A 22,455-nucleotide genomic window follows, 5' to 3' on the forward strand; every position below is an offset into this window, starting at 1 on the left:
TCTATCCCCTCTCTTTCCTGTGAAAATGTAATGCCTCATTCTTTAAAAGTTCTTCATACGTTCCGCTTTCTATCATTTCCCCTTTATTTAAAATAAGAATATGATCCATCTGTTTCATCCAGTGAAGACGATGTGTTGCAAGAAATACTAGCTTACCTTCAAACAGACGTAACATCGCTTGCTTTATTTCAAATTCAGTTTCAATATCAAGATGTGCTGTAGGCTCGTCTAATAAAATAATTGGCTTTTTGCTTAAAAGTGCACGCGCCATAGCGACACGTTGTTCTTGCCCGCCACTAAGCATACGTCCACCTTCTCCAATTCTTTCATACATCCCGTTCGGAAGCGATGTAACGAGTGAACGAAGACCAACTTCATTAATAACTCTTTCCACTTCTGCATCAGTTGTATTTGTTTCATAGAAACAAATGTTATCTTTTAATGAAAGCGGGAAAATATAAGGTTGCTGTGGAATATAAGCAATATTCTTTTGCCAATCTTCTCGAGTAGACCCGTCAATTTTCACACCATTTATTATCAGCTTTCCACCCGAAGGAGTTAAAAATCCTGCTAATACGTCAATTAACGTCGATTTCCCTGCCCCACTTTCACCAATTACACCTATAGTGCCGGTGCCTTTCCAAGTAAAATCAATTCCCTCTAATATAGCTTTTTCAGATTCATTATTCTTTACTTTTACATCTTGTAATTTCAAGTTACTAGAGGCATTCCATATTAAACCTACATTAGATTCTTTCGTTCCTATTTCTTTTTGTTGCTGTAAAATCTCTTCTATTTGCTCCATTGCAAGTTGTCCATCTAACGTAGCATGATAATTCGCTCCAACTTGTTTAATCGGCAGAAAATATTCTGGAGCTAAAATTAAAATCGTAAGGGCTGGCAATAGTACAATTGTCCCATCTATTAAACGTATCCCTAATCCGACTGCCACAAATGCGATTGATAAGCTCGTAAAGAAATCTAATGCAAAAGAAGAAAGAAAAGCAACTCGCAAAGTACGCATCGTTGCTTTTCTATATCTTTTACTTACTTTTTCAATCTTTCCTTCGTGCTGTTTACTTTTACCTAAATACTTTAATGTTTCTAATCCTTTTAACGTATCTACAAAATGATTAGAAAGTACACGATACGACTCATACTGACTATCCGCCATCTTTTGCGCTGCTAATCCTAGTAGGATCATAAATATAATTACGATAGGAATCGTTACAACTAAAATGATTCCAGACTCAATATCTAGCGTGAAAACATATAGTACAATTAGTCCCGGTACAATACTACTTCTAATCATTTTAGGAATTGTTAATTCAATATATGTTTTAAATTTCTCAATACCTTCAATCGATAAGGTAACCAGATGACCTGTTCCAGCAGTTTGAACATATCGTGGACCTAATGTGAAATACGCCTCTATTAATTGTTTTCGCAGTAGCGATCCTGTTTTTTCAGCGAAACGTTCCACTAATATTTGCGAAATTCGAACTAGCATATGACGTACTGCAAACGTGATTCCAAAATAAACCGTTTCATTTAACACAGATTGCACTGTTTCTCCTTGAAATAAAAACGTAATAGCCCGTGCTAAAAACACTGTTTGCCCAATAATACTTATAGCTTCTAAAATGCTAATGATTGTTAACACTACATATAAAACTCGGCTACCAGGATACGATGGAAGTCCTCTTTTTCTTTTCATTAGTACTCCAAATCTTTATCTGACTTAACAGGTTGTCTAAACACATAGAAACTCCATATTTGACTTCCCAAAACAAATGGCAATATAGCAATTGAAAAATACGTCATCAGTTTTAGTGCATAATCTCCCGATGCTGCATTATAAATTGTTAAATCGTATATTGACCCTAACGAGCTAATTAAGACACGTGGGAACATGCCGATAAACACACTCGCACTTAGTAAAATGATTGTTAAACTCGTCATAAAGAAAGCCCAACCATCTCTTCTTCTTTTATTTAATAATGTTGACGTACATAATGCTACAAAAGCTCCAATCGGAACCATAATCCACTCTGTACCATGGGCAGTGAAAATATCTGTTTTCCATAATCCTAATCCGGCAAAAATAAGGAGTGCTATAATTGAGAATGGCGCAATTTTCATTGCAGCAATACGTGCACGTTCTCTTAACTTACCAGTTGTACGAATAGTAAGGAATTGCAACCCGTGAACAATACATAACAGAAGGAACACAACTCCTCCAAGTAATGCAAATGGATGAAGTAACGGTAAGAATCCACCTACAGCATTTTTAGTTTCATCAATTGGAATACCTACCATAAAGTTAGCAATTGCAACTCCCCAAAGAACAGGCGGTAGTAAACTTCCTAAAAACATACCCCAATCCCAAAAACCTTTCCATTTATGATTGTCTATTTTCGCACGGAATTTAAAGGAAACCCCTCTTATAATTAAAGCAAGAAGCATAAATACAAACGGAATGTAAAATCCGCTAAATAAAGTTGCATACCAGTGTGGGAATGCCGCGAACATAGCTCCACCAGCACAAACAAGCCATACTTCATTCGCGTGCCAAAATGGACCAATTGTATTTAAATATATTCTTTTCTCTAAATCGTTTTCCCCTAAAAACCTTGAAACTATACCTACACCGAAATCGAAACCTTCAAGTACAAAGAAGCCTACGAATAAAATTGCAATAATGATAAACCACAACTCATTAAGAGATAACATACTCTTCCTCCTTATCAAATGGATCATGGCTTTGAGAATCCTGTTTCGTTTTCTTATTTTCATGTCCTTTAATGACACGAACGAATAAGTAAACAGTAATTCCTCCTATAATTAAATATAGTGATGTGAATGAAACTAAAGAGAATAATACTTCTCCGAACGTAACATTTGGAGATACAGCATCTTCCGTTTTCATAACACCGAAAACTACCCAAGGCTGACGTCCCATTTCAGTCATAATCCATCCTACTGTATTACCGATAAACGGTAGTGCAATTGCATACACCATTAATTTTAAATACCAAGTTTTTTCAACTAAACGATCTTTTCTTGATAAGAACCATCCGTATGCTCCTAGAAGAAGCATAAATGTTCCACTCATTACCATCGCTCTAAAACTCCAGAACATAGTGTGTACTGGTGGTATATAATCTCCAGGCCCATATTTTTCTTCATATTGTTTTTGAATTTGATTCATTCCTTCTACTTGACCACTAAATTTATCAAATGATAATAGACTTAGCATATAAGGGATTTGAATTTCAAACGAATTTTCTTGCTTCTCTGCATCAATTTTCGCAAATACTGTAAATGGCGCTGGATCCTCACTCGTATTCCATAACGCTTCAGCTGCTGCCATTTTCATTGGATGTGTCTTAATTAATTGTTGTGCTTGCGCATGACCGAAGAATAATACAAGCGCTGTCGTAAGTGTTCCAACAATGATAGAAATGCGGAACGATTTTTTAAACACTTCAGTTTCTTGAGCTTTCGTTATTTTCCATGCACTCACACCTGCAATAAAGAAGGCACCAGTTGCAATTGCCGCTGTAATTGTATGCGGGAATTGTACCCATAATTGTGGGTTTTGGATAATTGCTAAGAAATCATTCATTTGTGCACGTCCATCTGCTGCCATTTCATATCCTACTGGCGATTGCATAAATGCACTTGCAGTTAAAATCCAAAATGCTGATAACATTGTTCCAATTGAAAGGAGCCAAATACATAAAAGGTGAATTCGCTTCGGTAATTTATCCTCACCGAATACCCATAAACCTAAGAATGTAGACTCAATGAAAAATGCTAATAAACCTTCAATCGCAAGTGATGGACCAAACACATCACCTACGAAACGTGAATAGGTTGACCAGTTCATACCAAACTGGAATTCTTGTAGAATACCAGTTACTACACCTACCGCAAAGTTTACAAGGAATATTTGCGTCCAAAACTTCGTCATCTTCTTATAAATTTCTTGTCCCTTTACCACATATAACGTTTGCATTAACGCAATGATAAAAGCTAAGCCAATAGACAGCGGAACAAAAAAGTAATGGAAAATCGTTGTTGATGCGAATTGTATTCGTGCCAATTCGAGCGTTTCCATATTACAATCACTTCCTTCATAATTTTTTATATCGTAATTTCGATTGAATTGTATTAATAAAACAACTCAAACCTTAGAAATATAGAAAGATAAATTTGTTTATGTACTTTTAGAAAATATAAATTTTCAGTTTTCAAGATCATTACAAAAGAACTTTCTCATAAAATTTACCTTTTCACTATTTCAGTAGTGTTTTATCCGTTAATCGAATTGTATAATATACCTGCATAGTAAATTCAGCTGATTTTTGACGTATTATTGACATCATTTTGTCTGAAATATGTCTTTTGTCATTTTTTTGAATTAGATTTTTCTCATTAATAAAATGTATTTTTTTAATATAAGACTTACTTTCGCATCAATAAAATAATCGTTTTTCTCTTTATACACTTGACTTTCTTATAAAAAAATGTCCTCTTAACCAATGAAGAAATTAGTTAGTTTTTTGTCAAGAGGAAAATGTATTTTTAAAATTCAAACACGAAATATTGTTATTCAAAAATAGAAAATACCCTCCTTCTCTCTAGACTAAAAATTCATTTTTTTTTCATTTTTTCAAACTAAATTAATACATAAAAAATACCGAGAATCGATTAGACTCTCGGTATTTTTTATATTATTTTGCTGTATGTTTTCTAACAGCCGGTAAAATTTCAGTAGCAATTAATTCGATGTTTTTCTCAATTTTATCAAATGGTACACCACCAAAATCAATTTGTGCCATAAAGCGTTGTTGCCCAAACAATTCATATTGGTAAAGCATTTTTTCAATAATTTGTTGCGGACTACCAACCATTAACGCGTCACGGTAATCTATTGCATTTGTAAATTGGTGTTTCGGATACCCACCACCGCGTAGTGTAAGCATACCAGCATTAATGTGAGGATAGTATTCACTAAGTGCATCTTGTGAATTTTTTGCTGTATAAAATAAACTCGTTGTTGCAACTGGCAAACTTGCTGGATCAAACCCACTTTTCTCAGCAGCCTCACGGTAAGCATCTACTGATCCTTTAAAGTTAATAGCTGGACCACCTAGTGTTGTTATCATCATTGGTACACCTGTACGTCCTGCTTTAATCGCACTAGCTGGTGGGCCACCAACTGCACGCCAAATTGGTAAGTTATTATTTTTAGCTCTCGGAATAACCGATGCATGTGCAAGTGGTGCTCTGAACTGTCCATTCCATGTTACATGTTCCTCATTATTAATTTTTAATAAAAGATCCATCTTCTCTTCAAATAACTCTTCATAATCATTCACGTCATAACCAAGTAAACTATATCCTCCAATACGCGATCCACGGCCAGCCACAATTTCTGCACGTCCATTAGAAATCAAGTCAATTGTAGCAAAGTCCTCATATACTCGTACCGGATCAGATGTACTTACTATCGTTGCTGAACTTGCAATTTTTATATTTTTCGTAGCTTGTGCAATAGCTCCTAAAATAACTGTATGAGCTTGCGTCGTAAAATGCGTTTGATGACTTTCACCGACAGCAAATACATCCAGTCCAGCTTCATCCGCTAACTTAGCTGTTTCAATTAATTCATGAATTCTTTGTTCTGCACTAATTTTCTCTCCATTATGCGGATTTAAAACATGATCCCCAATCGAATATAATCCAAACTCCATTCCTTTACTTGTATCCATACGGTATTTTTCCATCATTACTCTCTCCTTTAATGAAGTGGTATTAGTTTCTCTTCTAAAAACGTTGGTAATTCAAATGTATCTCTCTATTACTTACAACATCACTTGATTAGTCAATTGATTTCGTAAAAAAAATTACTCTTGTGGTAATTCTTTTTTTTCACTATGCTTATGAACTTTCGTCATCAGCTCGTATAATATTTTTTGCTCTTCTTCATTTAATACATCATCAAAAAACGAAGATTGAAATGCAAGTTGCTCTGGCAATGCTCTCTCTAAAGCTGCTTCCCCTTGCTCTGTAAGACTAATTGTTTTCGTTTTCCAATCCTGTTTTCGTACAATATATCCTTCTTTTTCAAGACGAGTTAACATTCGAGAAATACCGCCTTGTGTAACAGTTACCTTTTCAGCTAACTCCATTTGTGTTAATGGCTGATACGTACGTATTTGCAAAAGAACATCAAATTGAGCTGTCGTTAAATCAAAACGTTTTAAAAACTCATTTGACATCTGATTACTTTGGTTCGTGAATCGTATTAAACGTAACCATATTAATGACCCTATCGTATTATCACGCATGTTTGATCACTTCCTATCGTGAATCTTACTATCACTTTACCACTCAAGTGATAGTAATGCAAGAGATAATTATATTTTTCATACACCTAACTTAAAACAATATGTTATACCCAAATGCATCACTTGTGTAATATCTGGTCTACCTTTCTATGTAAAAAGGTGTAAGCTCAAATACCTAATCCTTATTATGCATTTTTTTGCTTTCTGACACAATTTGTTCGGGAATTCACATCATTAAATAGTTACATTTTATTATCTCCAAAATGAAATATACACCTTATTAACGTACTCTTTCCCCCTCATAAGTATGAGTGTTTTTAATTTGCGAACAAAAAACTAAATATAATGATACAATTAAATAAAACAATCATAAAAAGGTGGGGATAACATACAAATTTCTAAACGATTTATAAAACCATTTCCTGAATATGAGGACATATTTTATGATGATTTGGAACAGCATAAAAAACACTTTTTACCCATTTGCTCTATTAATTTACAATGTGTTGAACCGGAATCAGAAGAATGGTTACATATTGTGTCAGCAAAAGAAATCCATGATGGTTGCGTTGGTGATTTTACCAAACCATTTCACACAAATTTTACGAAAGCAGATACATTAGGGTTCGATGTCATTAATGGAAAATATAAATTTGAAGCGGATTGGAATTATTTCAAAATCGAACAAAATAATTCTGACATAATAGAACAAGCCTACGAGAGTAATGAAAGAAATTATCAAATCCGCAAAGAATATTTTCAACGTAATCAAAAAATTTATCCTTATTCTAGCTTTGGAAAAGAATTTACATCTGTAGAAGTATTAGAAGAAGAGTTTGCCGAAAAACAAACAAATGGCTGGGGATTAAATTATCCCGTGGTAAATGGTATCCTAAATGATGTTCGTTTTATGACAGAAGAAGGTAAAGAATTATTAGAAGACTGCGATAACGAAGACGAAATTTTTGACTTTACGAATCTTCTATATGTACCAAAAGATGAATATGGACATCCATTTACATATGTTGGATTTGTTACAGGATATTATTTTCAAGCTTATGGTGCCGATCGTATTTACTTATTCTTTAATAAAGAATTAAGAAAAGCAGTAATTTGTTTTGAATATACATAAGATAATTAAGAAAAATCCATTTTGAACATTATTACATGAATCAACATGGATTTTTTATAAATAATTTATTTATATTTCAATTCCGCATCTACTGTGAAATGTGTAAAACCTCATATATTGTAATATCCTCCATCTCTTCAATTTCAGGCTTTACTTCATAAAATTCAAACTGACTATATCCCCACTTATCTGGGTTATACACTATTACATTCCCTTTACAATTTTCTGTATTCTGGTCATTCTTATTCAAAATGTTAAATTGAGTCCCAATCAATGAATTCTTTTGAGGGATACTCCCCGTATATTCGACAACATATCTGCATTTTTTAAAATCATCACTTAGATTAACAACTAATGGAACACCTATATTTATTTGTTGCCACCCAAACGATTGTAAAATATTATCGTAATACCCTTCAAAAATAAATTTATTCATCCCTTCATGACCATTCCAAATATATAAAGGTGCATAACAGTTATAGAAATTCCCATGCTTACCTGCCTCAGTCATTAAATATGCTTTGAAATTCAATTCTTGAAAACCATCCGTTTTATACCCATTATCCTCTACCCTTTTCCTAATAATCTCCATATCATAATCTTTTGGCAAAATGACCTTATATTGCATTCCAATCATGTTTATCACTCACTTTCCATCTTATATACACAATGATAAGGGGATGATTGACTAACGTAAAATAGGTATAAATTATGTTTGGTATCATTTATAATGATATCGTATAAGGGGCTGTGATAAATGGAAATAAATGATCTTATTATATTCAAAACTGTAGCTAGCGAAGGTTCTATTAGTAAAGCTGCGAAAGAGTTAGGGTATGTTCAACCAAACGTAACTGAGCGAATCAAAAAATTAGAACAAGAGTTAGAAACACCTTTACTACATAGAGATAACAAAGGCGTTTCCTTACTACCTTCTGGTGACATTTTATTAGACTACACGAATCAAATATTAACTCTAGTAGAAGAAGCGAAAGATCAAATTAAAATGAGTGGTTCTTCTTATATAATCGCGACGTCACAATCTATTTTGACTAATTATTTAAGTAAGCGCATTAAAGAAAATTTCAGGAATTATCAAATATATGTAGAAAATAGTAGTCATTTGCAAAAATTACTGCAGCAACAAAAAGTTGATATGGTCATTACTTATGAGGATTACCCGGACACAGCGTTTAAAAAAGTATTTTCCACTTCAATTTCTATAGGCTTATTAAAAGCGAAAGAAAAGTGTACCATTGACTTTTCAAAGGAACTCTTCTTCGTTAGCAATGACAAAAAGTGCCCTTTTAGAAATAGAACGATACAATTTCTAAAAGAAAATAATCTATCTCAGCATCAACTTCAACAATTAGATTCTTATTCACTCATTGAAGATTTTATAAACGATGGCAATGGAATAGCCTTTTTACCGATTAGAAAGGATAAATTGGAACCAATTGAAGATATTCCAGTTGAGAAATTAGCTGTTTATTTTTTTACAAATCATAACTCTTTAAAACAAATCCCTGATGAACTATTTGATTAATAGAAGAGCTATCAAATTAACTAATTACATACGCCAATAAAAATCCCTCCTTTACGAATCTAAAAGAGGGATTTTCATAATCTATACAATTGATTTTTCACACATTTTGCTCCACTTCTGCACTTTTCTCCTTCTTATTCCGTTTCATACTCTTCAGTCCCTTAACCGTGCCAACTAATCCTTTCGGGAAAACTAGCAATACGATAATGTACAATAAACCGAGAATAATCGTCCATCGTTCAAAAATCGGAAACTCTGTGGCTAGTTCTGATAAATAATATTTCAGTGATTCAATAATTCCAGCTCCAGCAATCGCTCCAATTAACGTTCCAACTCCGCCAATCATCGCCATCAACAATGCATTTAATGTCATTTCAATTGAAAATACTGTCGTATTAACAAAACGCAATGTGATAACAAATAAACCACCGCTAATCGCAGCTACTACTCCTGCAACAATGCTAGCAATAATTTTATAATGAAGCACTTTATATCCTAGAGCTTCAACACGTTGTTCATTTTGTGAAATTGCCTTTAATACTTTTCCAATAGAAGATTTGGTGAAAAGACGTAACAGAATAAAAATGACAATTAAACATATAAGGGTTACATAATAAAAGTTAAAACGATCACGGAATAAGTCTGGTACACCAAATGTAAAACCATCCCCTCCATGAGTAAGCCCGCGCCACTTTTCAGCAAGTACGAAAAATAACTGTGAAATAGCAAGTGTTAACATTGCATAAAAATGACTTTTCAGCCGTAAAGAAAGCAAACCGATTATATAACTAACAATGGCTGAAATGATAATTGCAGCTACTATCCCTATAAAAAAATTCGTTATGGATACTCCTTGCCGATCAAATAAAAGCGCTACGCCATATGCTCCTATTCCAAAGAACATACAGTGACCGAACGATACAATTCCTGTATATCCAAGCAATACATCAAAACTCATTGCAAAAATAGCAAAGATGAAGATTTGAGTGAACAAAATTAACAAGCTCCGTGAATCATTTACGAATGGAAATACACTTAAACAAATGAGCATAAATACTCCGAAGTATACTTTAATTCGATTTGATGTGCTGTTCACCATTTCACCCCTTTTCACCAACAAGACCAGTTGGCTTCACTATTAAGAAAAATAGTAACATTAACATATTGATTGCAAGTGATAAATCCGGTATAAAATACGCTGTAAAAGCACCCGCTAATCCGACAATTAAAGAAGCGATTGCTGAACCTTGTACGCTTCCTAACCCTCCAATGATTACTACTATGAAAGCCAAAATCGCATACTGCATACCCATCTCGGCGAAAATAACGCCTGAATACGGTGCTAATAAGAAGCCTCCCAACGCTGCCATTCCTGCGCCTAATAAAAAGACGAAAGAAAATATCGCTTTTACGTTAATACCGAGGGCTTGAACCATCTCTTTATCCATTACGCCTGCGCGTATCATAAGACCTACCTTTGTTCTTTTGAGCAATAATAGTAAGGCAATATAAATGATAATCCCAATTAAAATAACGAATAGACGGTATTTAATTAATATAACGCCTCCAAATGTAAAACTTCCTTGTAGCCATAACGGTAACTTTGCACCAATTGGATTCGGTCCCCAAAATACTTTAATACATTCACTAAGTACAAGCATTCCTCCAAGCGTAACAAGAAGCTGGCGAACGTGATTTCCATATACCGGTCTAATAAGGAATCTTTCTAAAATGAATCCAAGGAACATTCCCATAGCTATTGCTCCAATTAAAGCTAATACGTAACTACCTGTCATATTGAATAGCCAAACACCTGTAAACGCTCCCCACGCAAATAAACCACCATGTGCGAAGTTTAGAACACTCATCAAACCGAAAATAAGCGAAAGACCTGATGCTAATAAAAAAATGAGCATCCCTGTTGAAATCCCATTTACAAATAAATTGATTAACACATCCATCCTTCTCACCCCGGATTCATGTTAAGAGATCCCTAAATATTTATGACACATTTCCTTATCCTCTTTTAATTCATGCATAAAACCGTTATGAACAATTTTTCCGTTATCCATAATATAAAAGTAATCACCAATTTGACTAGCCATTATAAAATTTTGTTCAACGAGTAAAACTGTTGTTTTCTCCTTCATTTTCAAAATAGCTATCATTAATTTTTCTATCATAATGGGGGACAAGCCTTTACTCGGCTCATCAATAAGTAGTAAACCATCACTATTAATAAATGCTCTTGAAATTGCTAACATTTGCTTTTGTCCTCCACTTAGGAGTCCGCTTTTTTTGTGCCAAAATTGCTTTAAATCTGGAAATAGTTCAAGCATCCATTCTATTTTTTCTTCCGCTTCTTCACCCTTACCTCTAGCAAGAGCGAATGTTTCTTCTACTGTCAGATCGTGAAAAATACCTTGATTTTCTGGTACATACCCTATTCCTTTCCTTGAAATTAAATGTGTAGATAATCCATTTACTTGTGTACTATCGTAATAAATTTCACCATGTGCGATATGATGAAATCCCATAACCGAACGTAATGTCGTAGTCTTCCCTGCCCCATTTCTTCCAAACAGTACAGTAATCGTTCCTTTTTCAACAGCAAGAGATACCCCTTGTAAAATATGAAACTGATCTAAATACGTCTCTATATTATTCACTTGTAATAGTGCCACTATATAATCCCCCTAAATAAGCACTTTGTACACGCTCATCTTTCATCATTTCTTCTGGCAATCCTTCAGCCAATAACTCTCCATGAAATAAAACGATAAGATGGTCTGACAAACCTAGTACCATATCCATTTTGTGTTCAATAAGTACAATTGTACTCTCTGGATGTTTCTTAATGTTTTCAATCACTTGTAAAATAGCCGGTACCTCTTCAACTGATATACCTGCCGTCGGCTCATCAAGTAGTAACACATCCGTTTTTAAAGCTAATAACATCGCAAGCTCTAGCTTTCGTTTTTCTCCATGTGCTAAATCTTTCGCTAATACATGTTCTTTCTCCTGAAGTAATACTGTTTTTAAGAAACGTCTCGCCTCTCCAACTTGTTGCTTAAATTTTGCCGAACTTGGAAAAAAACTATAGTAATCTTGCACGAATGATTGAACACTTAAACGCACATTTTCAAGTACCGTTAACTCTGGAAATATATTTGTAAGTTGAAAAGAACGACCAATTCCTAATCGAGTTCGATCTGAAATTGATAAATTTGTAATCTCTTGTCCTTTAAAATATACTTCACCCTTCGTTGGAGAAATTTGTCCACTTAGTAAATTAAATAACGTTGTCTTTCCTGCACCATTTGGTCCAATAATGGAAATTAGCTTTCCTTTTTGTACTGTCAAATTCACACCCTTAATAACATGATGCTCGCCAAAAGATACGCTAAGATTTTTCGTTTCAAGCAAATGTGTCACAAAATCCCTCCCTTTAAAGCTTTAAGTATGAAAGAAATACGTATAAAGAGGGTGTGCCCCTCTTTATACAAAAACAACAGAAAATTCAGTCTATTTATTTTGAACTGGTGGTTCTGTCTCTTTCATCGTTAATTCTCGCTCTAATACTGGCACTGGATAATCAACACCACCCTGCTTTTTCAATGTGATAGAATACAGTGTCTGCATCGCTTGGTGATCCTTTTCTCTAAACTTCATCTTTCCTTTCGGTGTATCAAATTCCATTCCTTCCATTTTCTTAATTAATGTATCTACATCTGTATCACCTTTTGATTTCTTTAAAGCTTCTACAATAGAAATTGCCGCTGACATTCCTCCTGCTGTAAATAAATCTGGCACCGCACCATTAAATCGTTTTTTATGTTCTTCCACTAACCAATCATTCACCTTATTTTTCGGGAGTGTATGATAATAAACAGAAAAACCTTGCATTCCTACTAACGCATCCATCGTTTTTAATGCCGGTATATCTGGTGCACCTGTAGAAATTTTAATACCTTGCGCTTCCACATTCATATCCTTCAACTGTTTCCAAGGTGAATTTGCCCCTGCCCAAACGATAAATAAATAATCCGGTTTTGAGCTAATGATATTTTGAATATTTGCAGTGAAGTCAGTCGAATTCGTATCAGCATATTGCTCGTTTACAATATTCGCACCTAATTTCTTCGCTCCCGCTTTAAATGCCGCAATTCCCTCACGGCCGTAAGCATTATCTTGTGCTAACGTTGCTATTTTCACATCTTTTTTAGCAATTGCCGCCGCACCAGCGACTGCATCTTGAGATGAATTTCTACCTGTTCTAAAAATATATTTATTCCAGTTCTTCCCGGTAATACTATCAGCTACTGCTGGTTCTACAACCATTATTTTTTCATATTCTTCAGCTAGTGGTAGAACAGCTAATGTATCACTTGAACTAGACGATCCGACTAAAAAATCGACCTTCTCTTCTTCTAATAACTTCGTAGCTTTTTTAACCGCTACATCAGCTTTCGTTTCCGTATCTTCTACAACAAACTTAATCTTCTTCCCTTCAACTTTGCCAGTTCCACCAGTTGCATAGTCTAACCCTAATTCAAATCCGTTCACTGTTTGTTTTCCATATGATTCTAATGGACCTGTTAATGAAGCAAGAACCCCTACCTTAATCGTCTTTTCATCCTCAGTACTTGTTTTCTTTCCTGAACAAGCTGCCGTTATTAATAACGAACCTAACACACAACCAGTAGCCACCATTCTTAGCCATTTACGTTTTTTCATCGACATTGTGATCCTCCCCATACTTTACTTTCTGATAGAGTCAAACACGCCAAAGTTACCCATCCGTAATTATGACTTTTCCTTTAAATCATACAAACAAATCTGTTAAAAAAATTTAGTGAAGTACCTTTACATTCGCCGCCTCTTTCCAAACACCTCCATTTATCATGTATCCATCTAGTATTTTTCACCACCTAATTACAGTCGCTGCCCACGTATACCCAGTCCCTGCACTAACTACTACTGCAATATCTCCGGCCTTTAATTTTCCCTGTTCATTTGCAAAGTGAAGACCAATACAAGGATCAAGCGCTGACATATGTCCATAATGATCTAAATATACAACTTGTTCTTCTTCTAGCCCTAGCCCCTGTATCAATTCTATTAGCATAGAACGTTTTGTATGCAGTGGTAACAATACTTTAATATCTTTAGGAGTAAATCCACTTTTTCTTAACGCCTCCCGAATCACCTTGTCAAAATTAGAGATTGAAACCCGGTCTAGACGTTCTTTCATACTATTAGGATCTATTACATCAATATAATGTTGTCGATTCTCAACTGTCTCATAGCTCGCAACCTGCTTTGATCCACCTGCTGGAATACGTACATCTTCATGAAATGAACCATCTGTTTTAATCGCACTTCCTAATATTTCACCGTTTTTAGCGTCCTTTTTCACTAAAGCTGCGCTTCCGCCATCAGCGAAATTAAACATAAAACGTGAGCGTGGATTATCATAATCTACAATTTGAGATTCTTTACATCCACCTACTAATAATATATTTTCAATTGAGTTATCGGAGTAAAGCATATCTTTTGCGACTTTGAGAGCAATAGGAAAGCAAGAACTAACATTCATAATTTCAAAAGCATAAGCATTTTTCAATCCAAGTTCATGCTGAATTTTTGGGGCACTTGACCATACGTGGTAATCTTTATGTGGACTGCCAAAATAAATGACTACATCAATAGATTGAGGCTCTACTTGTAATAATATTGGCTTTGCAGCAGCAATAGCTAAATCTGATGCATGCATCGTTTCATCTGCGACATGTTTTTCATATAATCCAAACTTTTCTATAATAATATTCTCAGGGATACCTGTTTTTTGAGATAGGTCTGCCGCCGTCTCTACGTCTTTTGGGAAGAAAACACCAGTCGCTTCAATCCCAATATTCATTAGACTACTCCTCCTTCTTTTGGTACCATCATAGTTGCTACACCAGTTAATACTAAAGCTCCTTTTTGGTTATGACACTCCGTTAACAATTTCAAAACTCTCTTTTCTATCATAAATTCTTGTACTGTTGCCGTAGCTGTAACCGTATCTCCTATAAAGACTGGTGCTGTAAATTTAATAGTTTGTTCCATATAAACGGATCCTTTTCCAGGTAAATGAATCCCAAGTAATTGTGATAATAGACTAGAAGTTAGTAAACCATGTGCTATTCTTTGATTAAATCTAGTTTGTTTCGCATACTCATGATCAATATGAATTGGATTAAAATCTCCACTCAAACCTGCAAATAATACAAAATCTGTTTCTGTTATTGTTTTACTACATGATGCCTGTTGACCAGCGCTATACATCGTCATCTCTTCACCTGCTTTTCAATTGATTTGCTAACTGTGCTTTTTGAATTTTACCAGTTGCATTTTTAGGCAATTCCTCTAGAAACACAATTTCTTTTGGAAGTTTATATTTTGCTAGAAATAAACGACAATGTTCAATGACTTCTTTTTCAGTTAATTCACTGCTACTATTTTTCACAATAAAGGCGATTGGAATCTCCCCCCACTTTACATGTTGCCTACCAACGACCGCTACCTCATATACCTCCGAAATCTTATTAATGACCTGCTCTACTTCAAGTGGATAAATATTTTCACCACCGGAAATTATCATATCTTTTTTTCTACCGACAATGTATACAAAACCATCTTCATCAACTTTAGCTAAATCTCCCGTATATAACCAACCATCTTGAATCGTTTCTTCTGTTGCATCTGGCCGATTCCAATACTCTTTCATTACATTCGGCCCTCTTATAAGTAATCCTCCAACTTCACCAACCTCAACTTTATTTTTGTTTTCATCAATAAGTACATACTCACAAAACAGAACTGGTTTCCCAATTGATCCTACTTTACGTCTTGCATCTTCTTCTGAAAGCATAAATACGGTTGGTGATGTCTCAGTCATACCAAAGCCTTGCCCAAATAAAAATCCTCTATCTATAAATTCTCTCATCAACTCTTCTGGACATGGAGCACCACCGTTATAAAACCAGCGAACTGATTGTAAATTTGTAGTTTCAAACTTTGCGCAATTAATTAATGCTTGATGAATTGTAGGTACACCCATCACTACAGTTACTTTATGTTTTTCTATCATGGAAAGAGCTGTGGTTGGTTCGAATTTTCTTGGAATAATGATTACGCCACCTGCAAATAAAGTTGGAAATGCGAATAAACCAATCCCACCAATATGAAATAAAGGTAATAATACAATGGAGCGGTCGTGAATAGTTAAGTCAATCGCAAATGTATTATTAAGCGCATTCCAAAACATATTTTCTTGTGTAAGTACGGCTCCTTTCGGTTTTCCAGTTGTCCCTGATGTATAACATATAATAAAGGATGCGCTTTCATTTATCTCTTCAAAGTTGTCAATTTTTCTATCTTCTATTTCTTTTAAACTTGTAATCGAAATAACTCTTTGTACATACGATACCTTCTGCATTGACAATGCCATATTGTGAAATGTTTCCTCTACAAATAAAACTATAGTTCCACTATCTTTCAACTGAAATATAAGTTCATTTTCTGTTAACCTTATATTTAGTGGAACAGCAATACATTCTACCTTTGCTATAGCAAACAAAAGCACAATATATTCCAAGCTATTTTGCGATAAAATAGCAATCCTTTCTCCTTTTTTCACATTTAATTCGTAAATTAAATATGCGGCTACTTTACTTACATACTCATGTAACTGTTTATATGTCATTTCCTCCTCTTCTGTAATAATGGCAATGCGATCTGGATGTAAATAGGACCGTTTTTCAATCCAATAAGCAATGCCTTGCATATTTTCCCCACTCCCTTATCTCTTTCTCAATCCTTCAAATATTAATGACATCGCTGCTTCAAATACATCTTCCGGAACATCTTTCTCTTCCCAATAACCCCATCGCATTCCGAGAAATTGCCCAATTGACATAAGACAATACGCAATTGTTTCTTTATCAAGTTGTTTAAACTCTCCCGCTTCCATACCCGCGGATAAACTTTTTAAAAATCCATTTGCGAGCTTTGCATAATACCATCTATATAAGTTATCATCAACAACTACTGCCTGTTGTACAATGTTATATAGATTAGGTCGATCTTTCACCCACCGAAAAAAAGCCTGAAAACCTCTTCTTTGTGCCTCTTCATAACTTGATATTCTCTTCATTTCTTCTTTAATAATTAAGCGTAACTCACGGTTCAATCTGCGAATCAATTCATCAAATATATCTTTTTTAGATGGAAAGTAATTATAGAAAGTTCCGTGCGCTACCTTTGCTTCTTGTGTAATATTCACAATAGAAGCCTCGTAATATCCTTTACTACCAAACACCTCTTCTGCAGCACACAATAATTTCTCTCTCGTCTCTAACCCTTTTGTTGTTAGATTTTTTACATCCATTATTATTTTTTCTGACACCTGAATCACCTCTTAGATTTGATTATAAATATATTTCTGAATTTTGCAATTATTGTCGTTAGACAAAATCTGCAAGTGTTTTTCTACACACAAAAAGGCCTAACTTAAAAATAAGTTAGGCCTTTAATCTTAATTAGAATTAAGTTCCACTTTCTCTAACCCTTCAGCTAATTGTTTCTTATCTAGCCCTTCTCCTATTACTACCAAATTCGTCGGGAAACCGAAATCTTGTTCCAGTAAAGTTGGTACCCCAAATGAATATTGGAATAAGTGCGGGTATTTATCTCCATGGAATTTCACAAATCCTTTTACACGATAAATACTATCTGGTAAATTCGAAAGCCATTCGTATAATTTAACTTGATCAATCGATTTCGTAAATTGATATGTCATCGTTTGTATATGTAAATGCTGTTTTACATGTAGTGTCTCATGTTCTCCATCATTCGTAAATTCAGCTTCTTCTATGTCTTCTAAAGATATATTACAATATTTTGTTTCAAACAATTTCGCATGATTATTTATTGCTTTCACTTCTTCAATTACTTTGTTCTTATCCGCATCTGTTAGTAAATCTGATTTATTAATTAAAATGTGGCTACCAAACTTCAGTTGCTCATGCAATAATTGCTGAACGTTTGCACTTAATACACTTCGATTTAACCACCTTACTGCATCTAAAACGACGACAATTGATTTCACTTCTAAGAAAGGTGCTAAAATTGGTGATACACACGCATCTAACACTTCAATTGGATGTGCAACACCTGTCGTTTCTATATAAATGACATCTGGTCTTTCTTGCTGATATAACGAGTGTAATTGTATTTCAAGCTCTTCTTTTAGCGTACAACAAATACATCCTTTCAGAAGTTCCCTTAAAACATTCTCTTTTCCAATAATATCTGTATCTACCGAGTATTCACCAATTTCATTCATTAATACTACAACTTTTCTATTCTTCTTTTTTTCCGCTAACAATAAATTTTGTAATAATGTTGATTTTCCACTTCCTAAAAAGCCACCTAATATATGAATTTCTACTTTTTTCATTTGATCGACCATCCATTTCTTTATTTCAAACGTATTCAAAGCGTAATAATTACGATTTATATTAATCATTTTATAAAAAGAATAGTGATTTGTAAATATATCTTCACTGTTCGTTTACTTCATAAGCAACTCGAATTCCAGACTCTATTGCTCCTTGCATCCATCCATGTGTTAATGTCGTATGCTCTCCTGCAAAGTGTACTTTGCCAGCTGGCGGCGTAATATACGGAAATAACTCTAACTCTTGACCTGGTTCGAAAGCCGTAAATGCGCCGCAAGAATACGGATTTTGGCTCCAGCTAAAAGATGTTCCAGTAACAAACTCACTATAGACGATGTCACCGTATATTTCCGCTAAATTTTTTAATGCGTAACGTATACGATCTCTTTGCGGGAGACTATCCCACGTTAACGCCTCATCTGCCCACGTATAACTCGCTAAAACGATAGCCGCCCCTGGTGTATGAATGCCATAACTCGGATAATATGTAAATCGTATAGGTAAATCTGTAATAGATTTACCGCCACACTGTCTCGCTTTTTCCCAAAATCTACTTTTAAACTCTATCGCAATTTTAGTCGAAGCTATATAGTTTAATTCACGAATTGCCCGTCTTTTAAAATAAGAGAATAAATGATATGGCTGAACTTCTACAAATCGTAACGCTGAAAATGGAATTGTGATAATAGCAATGTCGCCTGTTACCATAAATGGATGTAACGTTTGTCCATTTGTTACTTGCATCATCACTTTACTATCTTCCTGTATAATTTTTTCTACTTTATACGACATAAAAATATTATCTTTTAACTCAGGTAAAAATGAATTTGGTAATGTATCCATTCCGCCCGTTATCTCATAATATTTTGTCGTTGAAGTAAAAAAGATCATTTCACGTAATACTTCAATTAAAGACATTCCCATATATGCTTCCATATCTAGAAGTACCCCAATCATATCTATTGCTCCATCTGAATAATACTCGCTTAAAAATGATCCAAGCGAATATGTTTTATACTTTTTTTCAACGATGATCCAGTTTTTATTAGGATCTTTTTTTATAAAATTAAGTATTGGTTCTATTACTACTAACATTAACTCTTCTGCTGTTTTTCCTTTTTCGTTCTCTACAATGGGATATCCAAGTATACTTGGATTTTTTTCAAACACGCTCAATCTCGTTTTAATATTATTCGTATAAATAATATCTGAAGCGGTTTTATTTATAAAAAGATTTAATGGTAATTTAAATTTACGAATGTAAGCTAAAGTTAACTCGTGTGTTTCAGGAATTCGCATTGGCCCTGCATTAAAATATAAGCCTCTGCTAAACGGTTCACGGATCGTATATATTCTTCCGCCTATTCGGTTATTCGCTTCTAAAATTGTTATGCTATGCCCTGATTCTTTCAATAACGATGCTGCAACTAATCCTGAAATTCCTGCACCAGCAATAATAATTTGCTTTGGATTCTTCGTTTTTACGAGCCCCACATTAATAATATGGAGCATTCTTTCCATCGTTAATGGCTGCATCATGCCCTTTTCCCCTTCGATAAAGGATTTTATTGCATTATATTCGGTTCACTGACTTCCTATGTTTCGTGCAAGAAATTGCACGGATACATTTTCAAATACTTGAATATCTTTTATAAAATGTAATAAACTAGATATGAATCTATAGAAGTAAGACGTATTATCTTACATAATAAAATCAATGAAATTGCGAGGAATTTTAAAATGAAAAAAGGGATTAACCGTGTAGTATTAGTAGGAACAGGAGCAGTTGGATGTAGTTATGCTTACTGCATGATTAACCAAGCTGTAGCTGAAGAATTTGTTTTAGTTGATGTAAACGAGGCAAAAGCTGAAGGAGAAGCAATGGATTTAAGTCATGCTGTTCCATTCGCTCCAGCTCCAACTAGAGTATGGAAAGGTAGCTACGAAGATTGTAAAGATGCTGATCTTGTAGTCATTACGGCTGGATTACCACAAAAACCAGGCGAAACACGTTTAGATTTAGTTGAGAAAAACGCGAAAATCTTTAAACAAATCGTTCGTAGTATTATGGATAGCGGATTTGATGGTATCTTCTTAATCGCAACTAATCCTGTCGATATTTTAACTTACGTAACTTGGAAAGAATCTGGTTTACCAAAAGAACGCGTAATCGGTTCTGGTACAACTCTTGATTCTGCTCGTTTCCGCTATATGTTAGGTGAGTATTTCGATATTGGTCCACACAACATTCATGCTTATATTATCGGTGAACATGGTGATACGGAACTTCCTGTTTGGAGTCACGTATCAGTCGGTATTCAAAAACTACAAACGCTTCTTGATAAAGACAACACATACACGCAAGAAGATTTAGACAAAATCTTCATAAACGTTCGTGATGCAGCTTACCATATTATCGAGCGAAAAGGGGCAACTTACTATGGTATTGGTATGTCACTTCTACGTGTTACAAAGGCGATTTTAAACGACGAAAATAGTGTATTAACAGTATCAGCTTACTTAGAAGGCCAATACGGTCAAAAAGATGTTTATATCGGTGTACCTGCTGTTTTAAATCGCGGCGGTGTTCGTGAAATTTTAGAAGTGGAATTAAGTGAAGAAGAAGAATTAAAATTCGATCACTCTGTTCAAGTATTGAAAGAAACAATGGCACCTGTTCTTTAATCGTGTATGCAAAAAAGCAATCCAATTTATTTTGGATTGCTTTTTCATTGCTCGCTCATTGAAAACATCAGTTATTTTCTATTTTTTAATTGATTCCTCATTATTTACATTAAGTACATCTAATAAGAAGATGAAGATTGGTATACCAATAATAAGCCCCCATATTCCAAGGAAATGCTCTGAAAAGATGAGAATCATAAATGTATAAAAGATTGGTAAATTCGTTTTCGCAGACATGAACTTCGGGTTTAAAAAATAACTTTCAAGAGCATGGATTACTGTAATGAACACAAGTATGTATACAACGTACATAACTCCACCTACGTTATAAGCAATAATACATAGCGGGAACAAGGAAATGATTACACCGGCAACAGGAATCAAACCGAGTAGAAAGACCATGACAGCCAATACAAGAAGCTGAGGAAACCCTAAAATCACAAGTGCAATTACAGTGAGTACACAATTGACAACTGCAATTAAAAACTGTGCTTCAATTACTTTACCGAACGATCTTGCAAACCTTTCGCCAAAATATGCAATCTCCTCATAAAAAACCTTCAGACTACTATCTTTAAATTTCGAAGTAAATGATATTATGCGCTCTTTTTCTAACAAGAAAAATAAACTTAAAATAAGAGAGAGTAGTATTTGCAAACTGACTTTTCCTATATTTGCAATCGATTGATATATGACATCTACACCTTGTTCTATATATTTTGATACTTCCATCCCATTAATTGTTGAGAGTGCATATTTAATGATTTCATTATCAGGTGGATTTTGAAAAAACAACTTAAATTGATAAATTAATTGAGAAATTTGTATCGTTAGCACAGGTAAATATTTATACAATGTCGTGCCAATAAAGGAAACTAATATGATATACAAACATGCGATAACAATTTTCCGATTCACTTTCAACTTCTTTGAAATAAAACGTTGAAACCGATCCATTAAAAACGTCAGTATAAACGTAATCAATATTAAATTAATCATACTTTTTAATCCGTATAATACAAGCGCTACTATTATTAAAACGAGAAACCGTTGAAACCCTCTGCTTCGAAAGAAATTTTTCACTTCATTCATTAAGTTTTAACCTCCCCCTTCAATGGATGGAAATTGAATATATTACATTTTATGAGCTTCTATAGACAATCTTTCTTACTAATTGAGCAGAATCCTTTTTTTCTTTTTATATTGTTAGATTCTTTTTATATTAGC

The 22,455-nt window shown here is 34.3% G+C and carries 21 protein-coding genes; 3 read left to right on the forward strand and 18 right to left on the reverse strand.

The genetic code is table 11. The features are described from left to right. Position 1: 1 nt before the first annotated feature. From cydD to QEP67_RS18330, 5 genes are all read right to left on the reverse strand, one after another. Positions 2 to 1,717: a thiol reductant ABC exporter subunit CydD gene (gene cydD / locus QEP67_RS18310; RefSeq protein WP_353706357.1), complete on the reverse strand. Its 1,716-nt coding sequence runs from the start codon at positions 1,715 to 1,717 to the stop codon at positions 2 to 4. After that, positions 1,717 to 2,733, reverse strand: coding sequence for a cytochrome d ubiquinol oxidase subunit II (gene cydB, locus QEP67_RS18315; RefSeq protein WP_353706358.1), 1,017 nt, complete (start codon positions 2,731 to 2,733; stop codon positions 1,717 to 1,719). The genes cydD and cydB overlap by 1 nt, the downstream gene beginning before the upstream one ends. Further along, the gene (gene cydA / locus QEP67_RS18320) at positions 2,720 to 4,123 is read right to left on the reverse strand and encodes a cytochrome ubiquinol oxidase subunit I (protein WP_048566561.1); all 1,404 of its coding nucleotides are present in this window, start codon (positions 4,121 to 4,123) and stop codon (positions 2,720 to 2,722) included. The genes cydB and cydA overlap by 14 nt, the downstream gene beginning before the upstream one ends. A gap of 616 nt (positions 4,124 to 4,739) precedes the next feature. Beyond that, entirely contained in the window at positions 4,740 to 5,795 is a 1,056-nt protein-coding gene (locus tag QEP67_RS18325; protein ID WP_000417580.1) for an LLM class flavin-dependent oxidoreductase, read from the reverse strand. A gap of 120 nt (positions 5,796 to 5,915) precedes the next feature. Beyond that, positions 5,916 to 6,359 (reverse strand): MarR family transcriptional regulator, encoded by a 444-nt coding sequence (locus QEP67_RS18330; protein WP_001205523.1) that lies wholly within the window; start codon positions 6,357 to 6,359, stop codon positions 5,916 to 5,918. Between the two features lie 388 nt (positions 6,360 to 6,747). On the opposite strand from QEP67_RS18330, the gene QEP67_RS18335 reads away from it, so the two are divergent. Beyond that, positions 6,748 to 7,491, forward strand: a complete 744-nt coding sequence (locus QEP67_RS18335; protein WP_033658774.1) for a hypothetical protein — start codon at positions 6,748 to 6,750, stop codon at positions 7,489 to 7,491. 88 nt (positions 7,492 to 7,579) lie between these two features. Here QEP67_RS18335 and QEP67_RS18340 read toward each other — a convergent pair whose 3' ends face one another. Next, positions 7,580 to 8,128, reverse strand: coding sequence for a DUF4865 family protein (locus tag QEP67_RS18340; protein ID WP_000579914.1), 549 nt, complete (start codon positions 8,126 to 8,128; stop codon positions 7,580 to 7,582). Positions 8,129 to 8,248: 120 nt separating this feature from the next. On the opposite strand from QEP67_RS18340, the gene QEP67_RS18345 reads away from it, so the two are divergent. Beyond that, on the forward strand, positions 8,249 to 9,037 hold the full coding sequence (locus tag QEP67_RS18345) for a LysR family transcriptional regulator (RefSeq protein WP_000405014.1): 789 nt from the start codon (positions 8,249 to 8,251) through the stop codon (positions 9,035 to 9,037). Positions 9,038 to 9,134: 97 nt separating this feature from the next. Here the strand turns inward: QEP67_RS18345 and QEP67_RS18350 are convergent, their stop codons facing one another. The 11 genes from QEP67_RS18350 to QEP67_RS18400 form a co-directional block, all read right to left on the reverse strand. Continuing rightward, positions 9,135 to 10,088 carry a branched-chain amino acid ABC transporter permease gene (locus QEP67_RS18350; RefSeq protein WP_002108516.1) on the reverse strand — a complete coding sequence of 318 codons (954 nt, stop codon included), beginning with the start codon at positions 10,086 to 10,088 and terminating at the stop codon, positions 9,135 to 9,137. Positions 10,089 to 10,137: 49 nt separating this feature from the next. After that, entirely contained in the window at positions 10,138 to 10,998 is an 861-nt protein-coding gene (locus QEP67_RS18355) for a branched-chain amino acid ABC transporter permease (protein ID WP_000382794.1), read from the reverse strand. 21 nt (positions 10,999 to 11,019) lie between these two features. Continuing rightward, positions 11,020 to 11,721 (reverse strand): ABC transporter ATP-binding protein, encoded by a 702-nt coding sequence (locus tag QEP67_RS18360; RefSeq protein ID WP_001196691.1) that lies wholly within the window; start codon positions 11,719 to 11,721, stop codon positions 11,020 to 11,022. Beyond that, entirely contained in the window at positions 11,699 to 12,472 is a 774-nt protein-coding gene (locus tag QEP67_RS18365; RefSeq protein ID WP_064459874.1) for an ABC transporter ATP-binding protein, read from the reverse strand. Before QEP67_RS18365 ends, QEP67_RS18360 begins: the two co-directional genes overlap by 23 nt. A gap of 90 nt (positions 12,473 to 12,562) precedes the next feature. After that, on the reverse strand, positions 12,563 to 13,780 hold the full coding sequence (locus QEP67_RS18370; protein ID WP_000062026.1) for a substrate-binding domain-containing protein: 1,218 nt from the start codon (positions 13,778 to 13,780) through the stop codon (positions 12,563 to 12,565). Positions 13,781 to 13,961: 181 nt separating this feature from the next. Further along, the gene (locus QEP67_RS18375) at positions 13,962 to 14,957 is read right to left on the reverse strand and encodes a 3-oxoacyl-ACP synthase (RefSeq protein ID WP_001020498.1); all 996 of its coding nucleotides are present in this window, start codon (positions 14,955 to 14,957) and stop codon (positions 13,962 to 13,964) included. After that, positions 14,957 to 15,373, reverse strand: coding sequence for a MaoC family dehydratase (locus tag QEP67_RS18380; protein WP_000180111.1), 417 nt, complete (start codon positions 15,371 to 15,373; stop codon positions 14,957 to 14,959). Before QEP67_RS18380 ends, QEP67_RS18375 begins: the two co-directional genes overlap by 1 nt. A gap of 4 nt (positions 15,374 to 15,377) precedes the next feature. Then, a complete protein-coding gene (locus tag QEP67_RS18385) occupies positions 15,378 to 16,868 on the reverse strand; it encodes an o-succinylbenzoate--CoA ligase (protein WP_353706359.1) in 1,491 nt (496 codons plus the stop codon). A gap of 15 nt (positions 16,869 to 16,883) precedes the next feature. Then, positions 16,884 to 17,489, reverse strand: coding sequence for a TetR/AcrR family transcriptional regulator (locus QEP67_RS18390; protein ID WP_001290802.1), 606 nt, complete (start codon positions 17,487 to 17,489; stop codon positions 16,884 to 16,886). A gap of 129 nt (positions 17,490 to 17,618) precedes the next feature. Beyond that, entirely contained in the window at positions 17,619 to 18,542 is a 924-nt protein-coding gene (locus QEP67_RS18395; protein ID WP_000754945.1) for a GTP-binding protein, read from the reverse strand. 103 nt (positions 18,543 to 18,645) lie between these two features. Then, entirely contained in the window at positions 18,646 to 20,082 is a 1,437-nt protein-coding gene (locus QEP67_RS18400) for an FAD-dependent oxidoreductase (RefSeq protein WP_000983554.1), read from the reverse strand. 201 nt (positions 20,083 to 20,283) lie between these two features. Between QEP67_RS18400 and QEP67_RS18405 the strand changes: the two genes are divergently transcribed. Next, complete coding sequence (locus QEP67_RS18405) at positions 20,284 to 21,228, forward strand: L-lactate dehydrogenase (RefSeq protein ID WP_000715320.1); 945 nt, start codon at positions 20,284 to 20,286, stop codon at positions 21,226 to 21,228. Positions 21,229 to 21,306: 78 nt separating this feature from the next. On the opposite strand, the gene QEP67_RS18410 is transcribed toward QEP67_RS18405, so the two are convergent. Beyond that, a complete protein-coding gene (locus tag QEP67_RS18410; RefSeq protein WP_001006582.1) occupies positions 21,307 to 22,320 on the reverse strand; it encodes an AI-2E family transporter in 1,014 nt (337 codons plus the stop codon). Positions 22,321 to 22,455 lie beyond the last annotated feature (135 nt).

It is taken from the genome of Bacillus cereus group sp. MS39 (assembly GCF_040448665.1).
Taxonomy (GTDB): domain Bacteria; phylum Bacillota; class Bacilli; order Bacillales; family Bacillaceae_G; genus Bacillus_A; species Bacillus_A wiedmannii.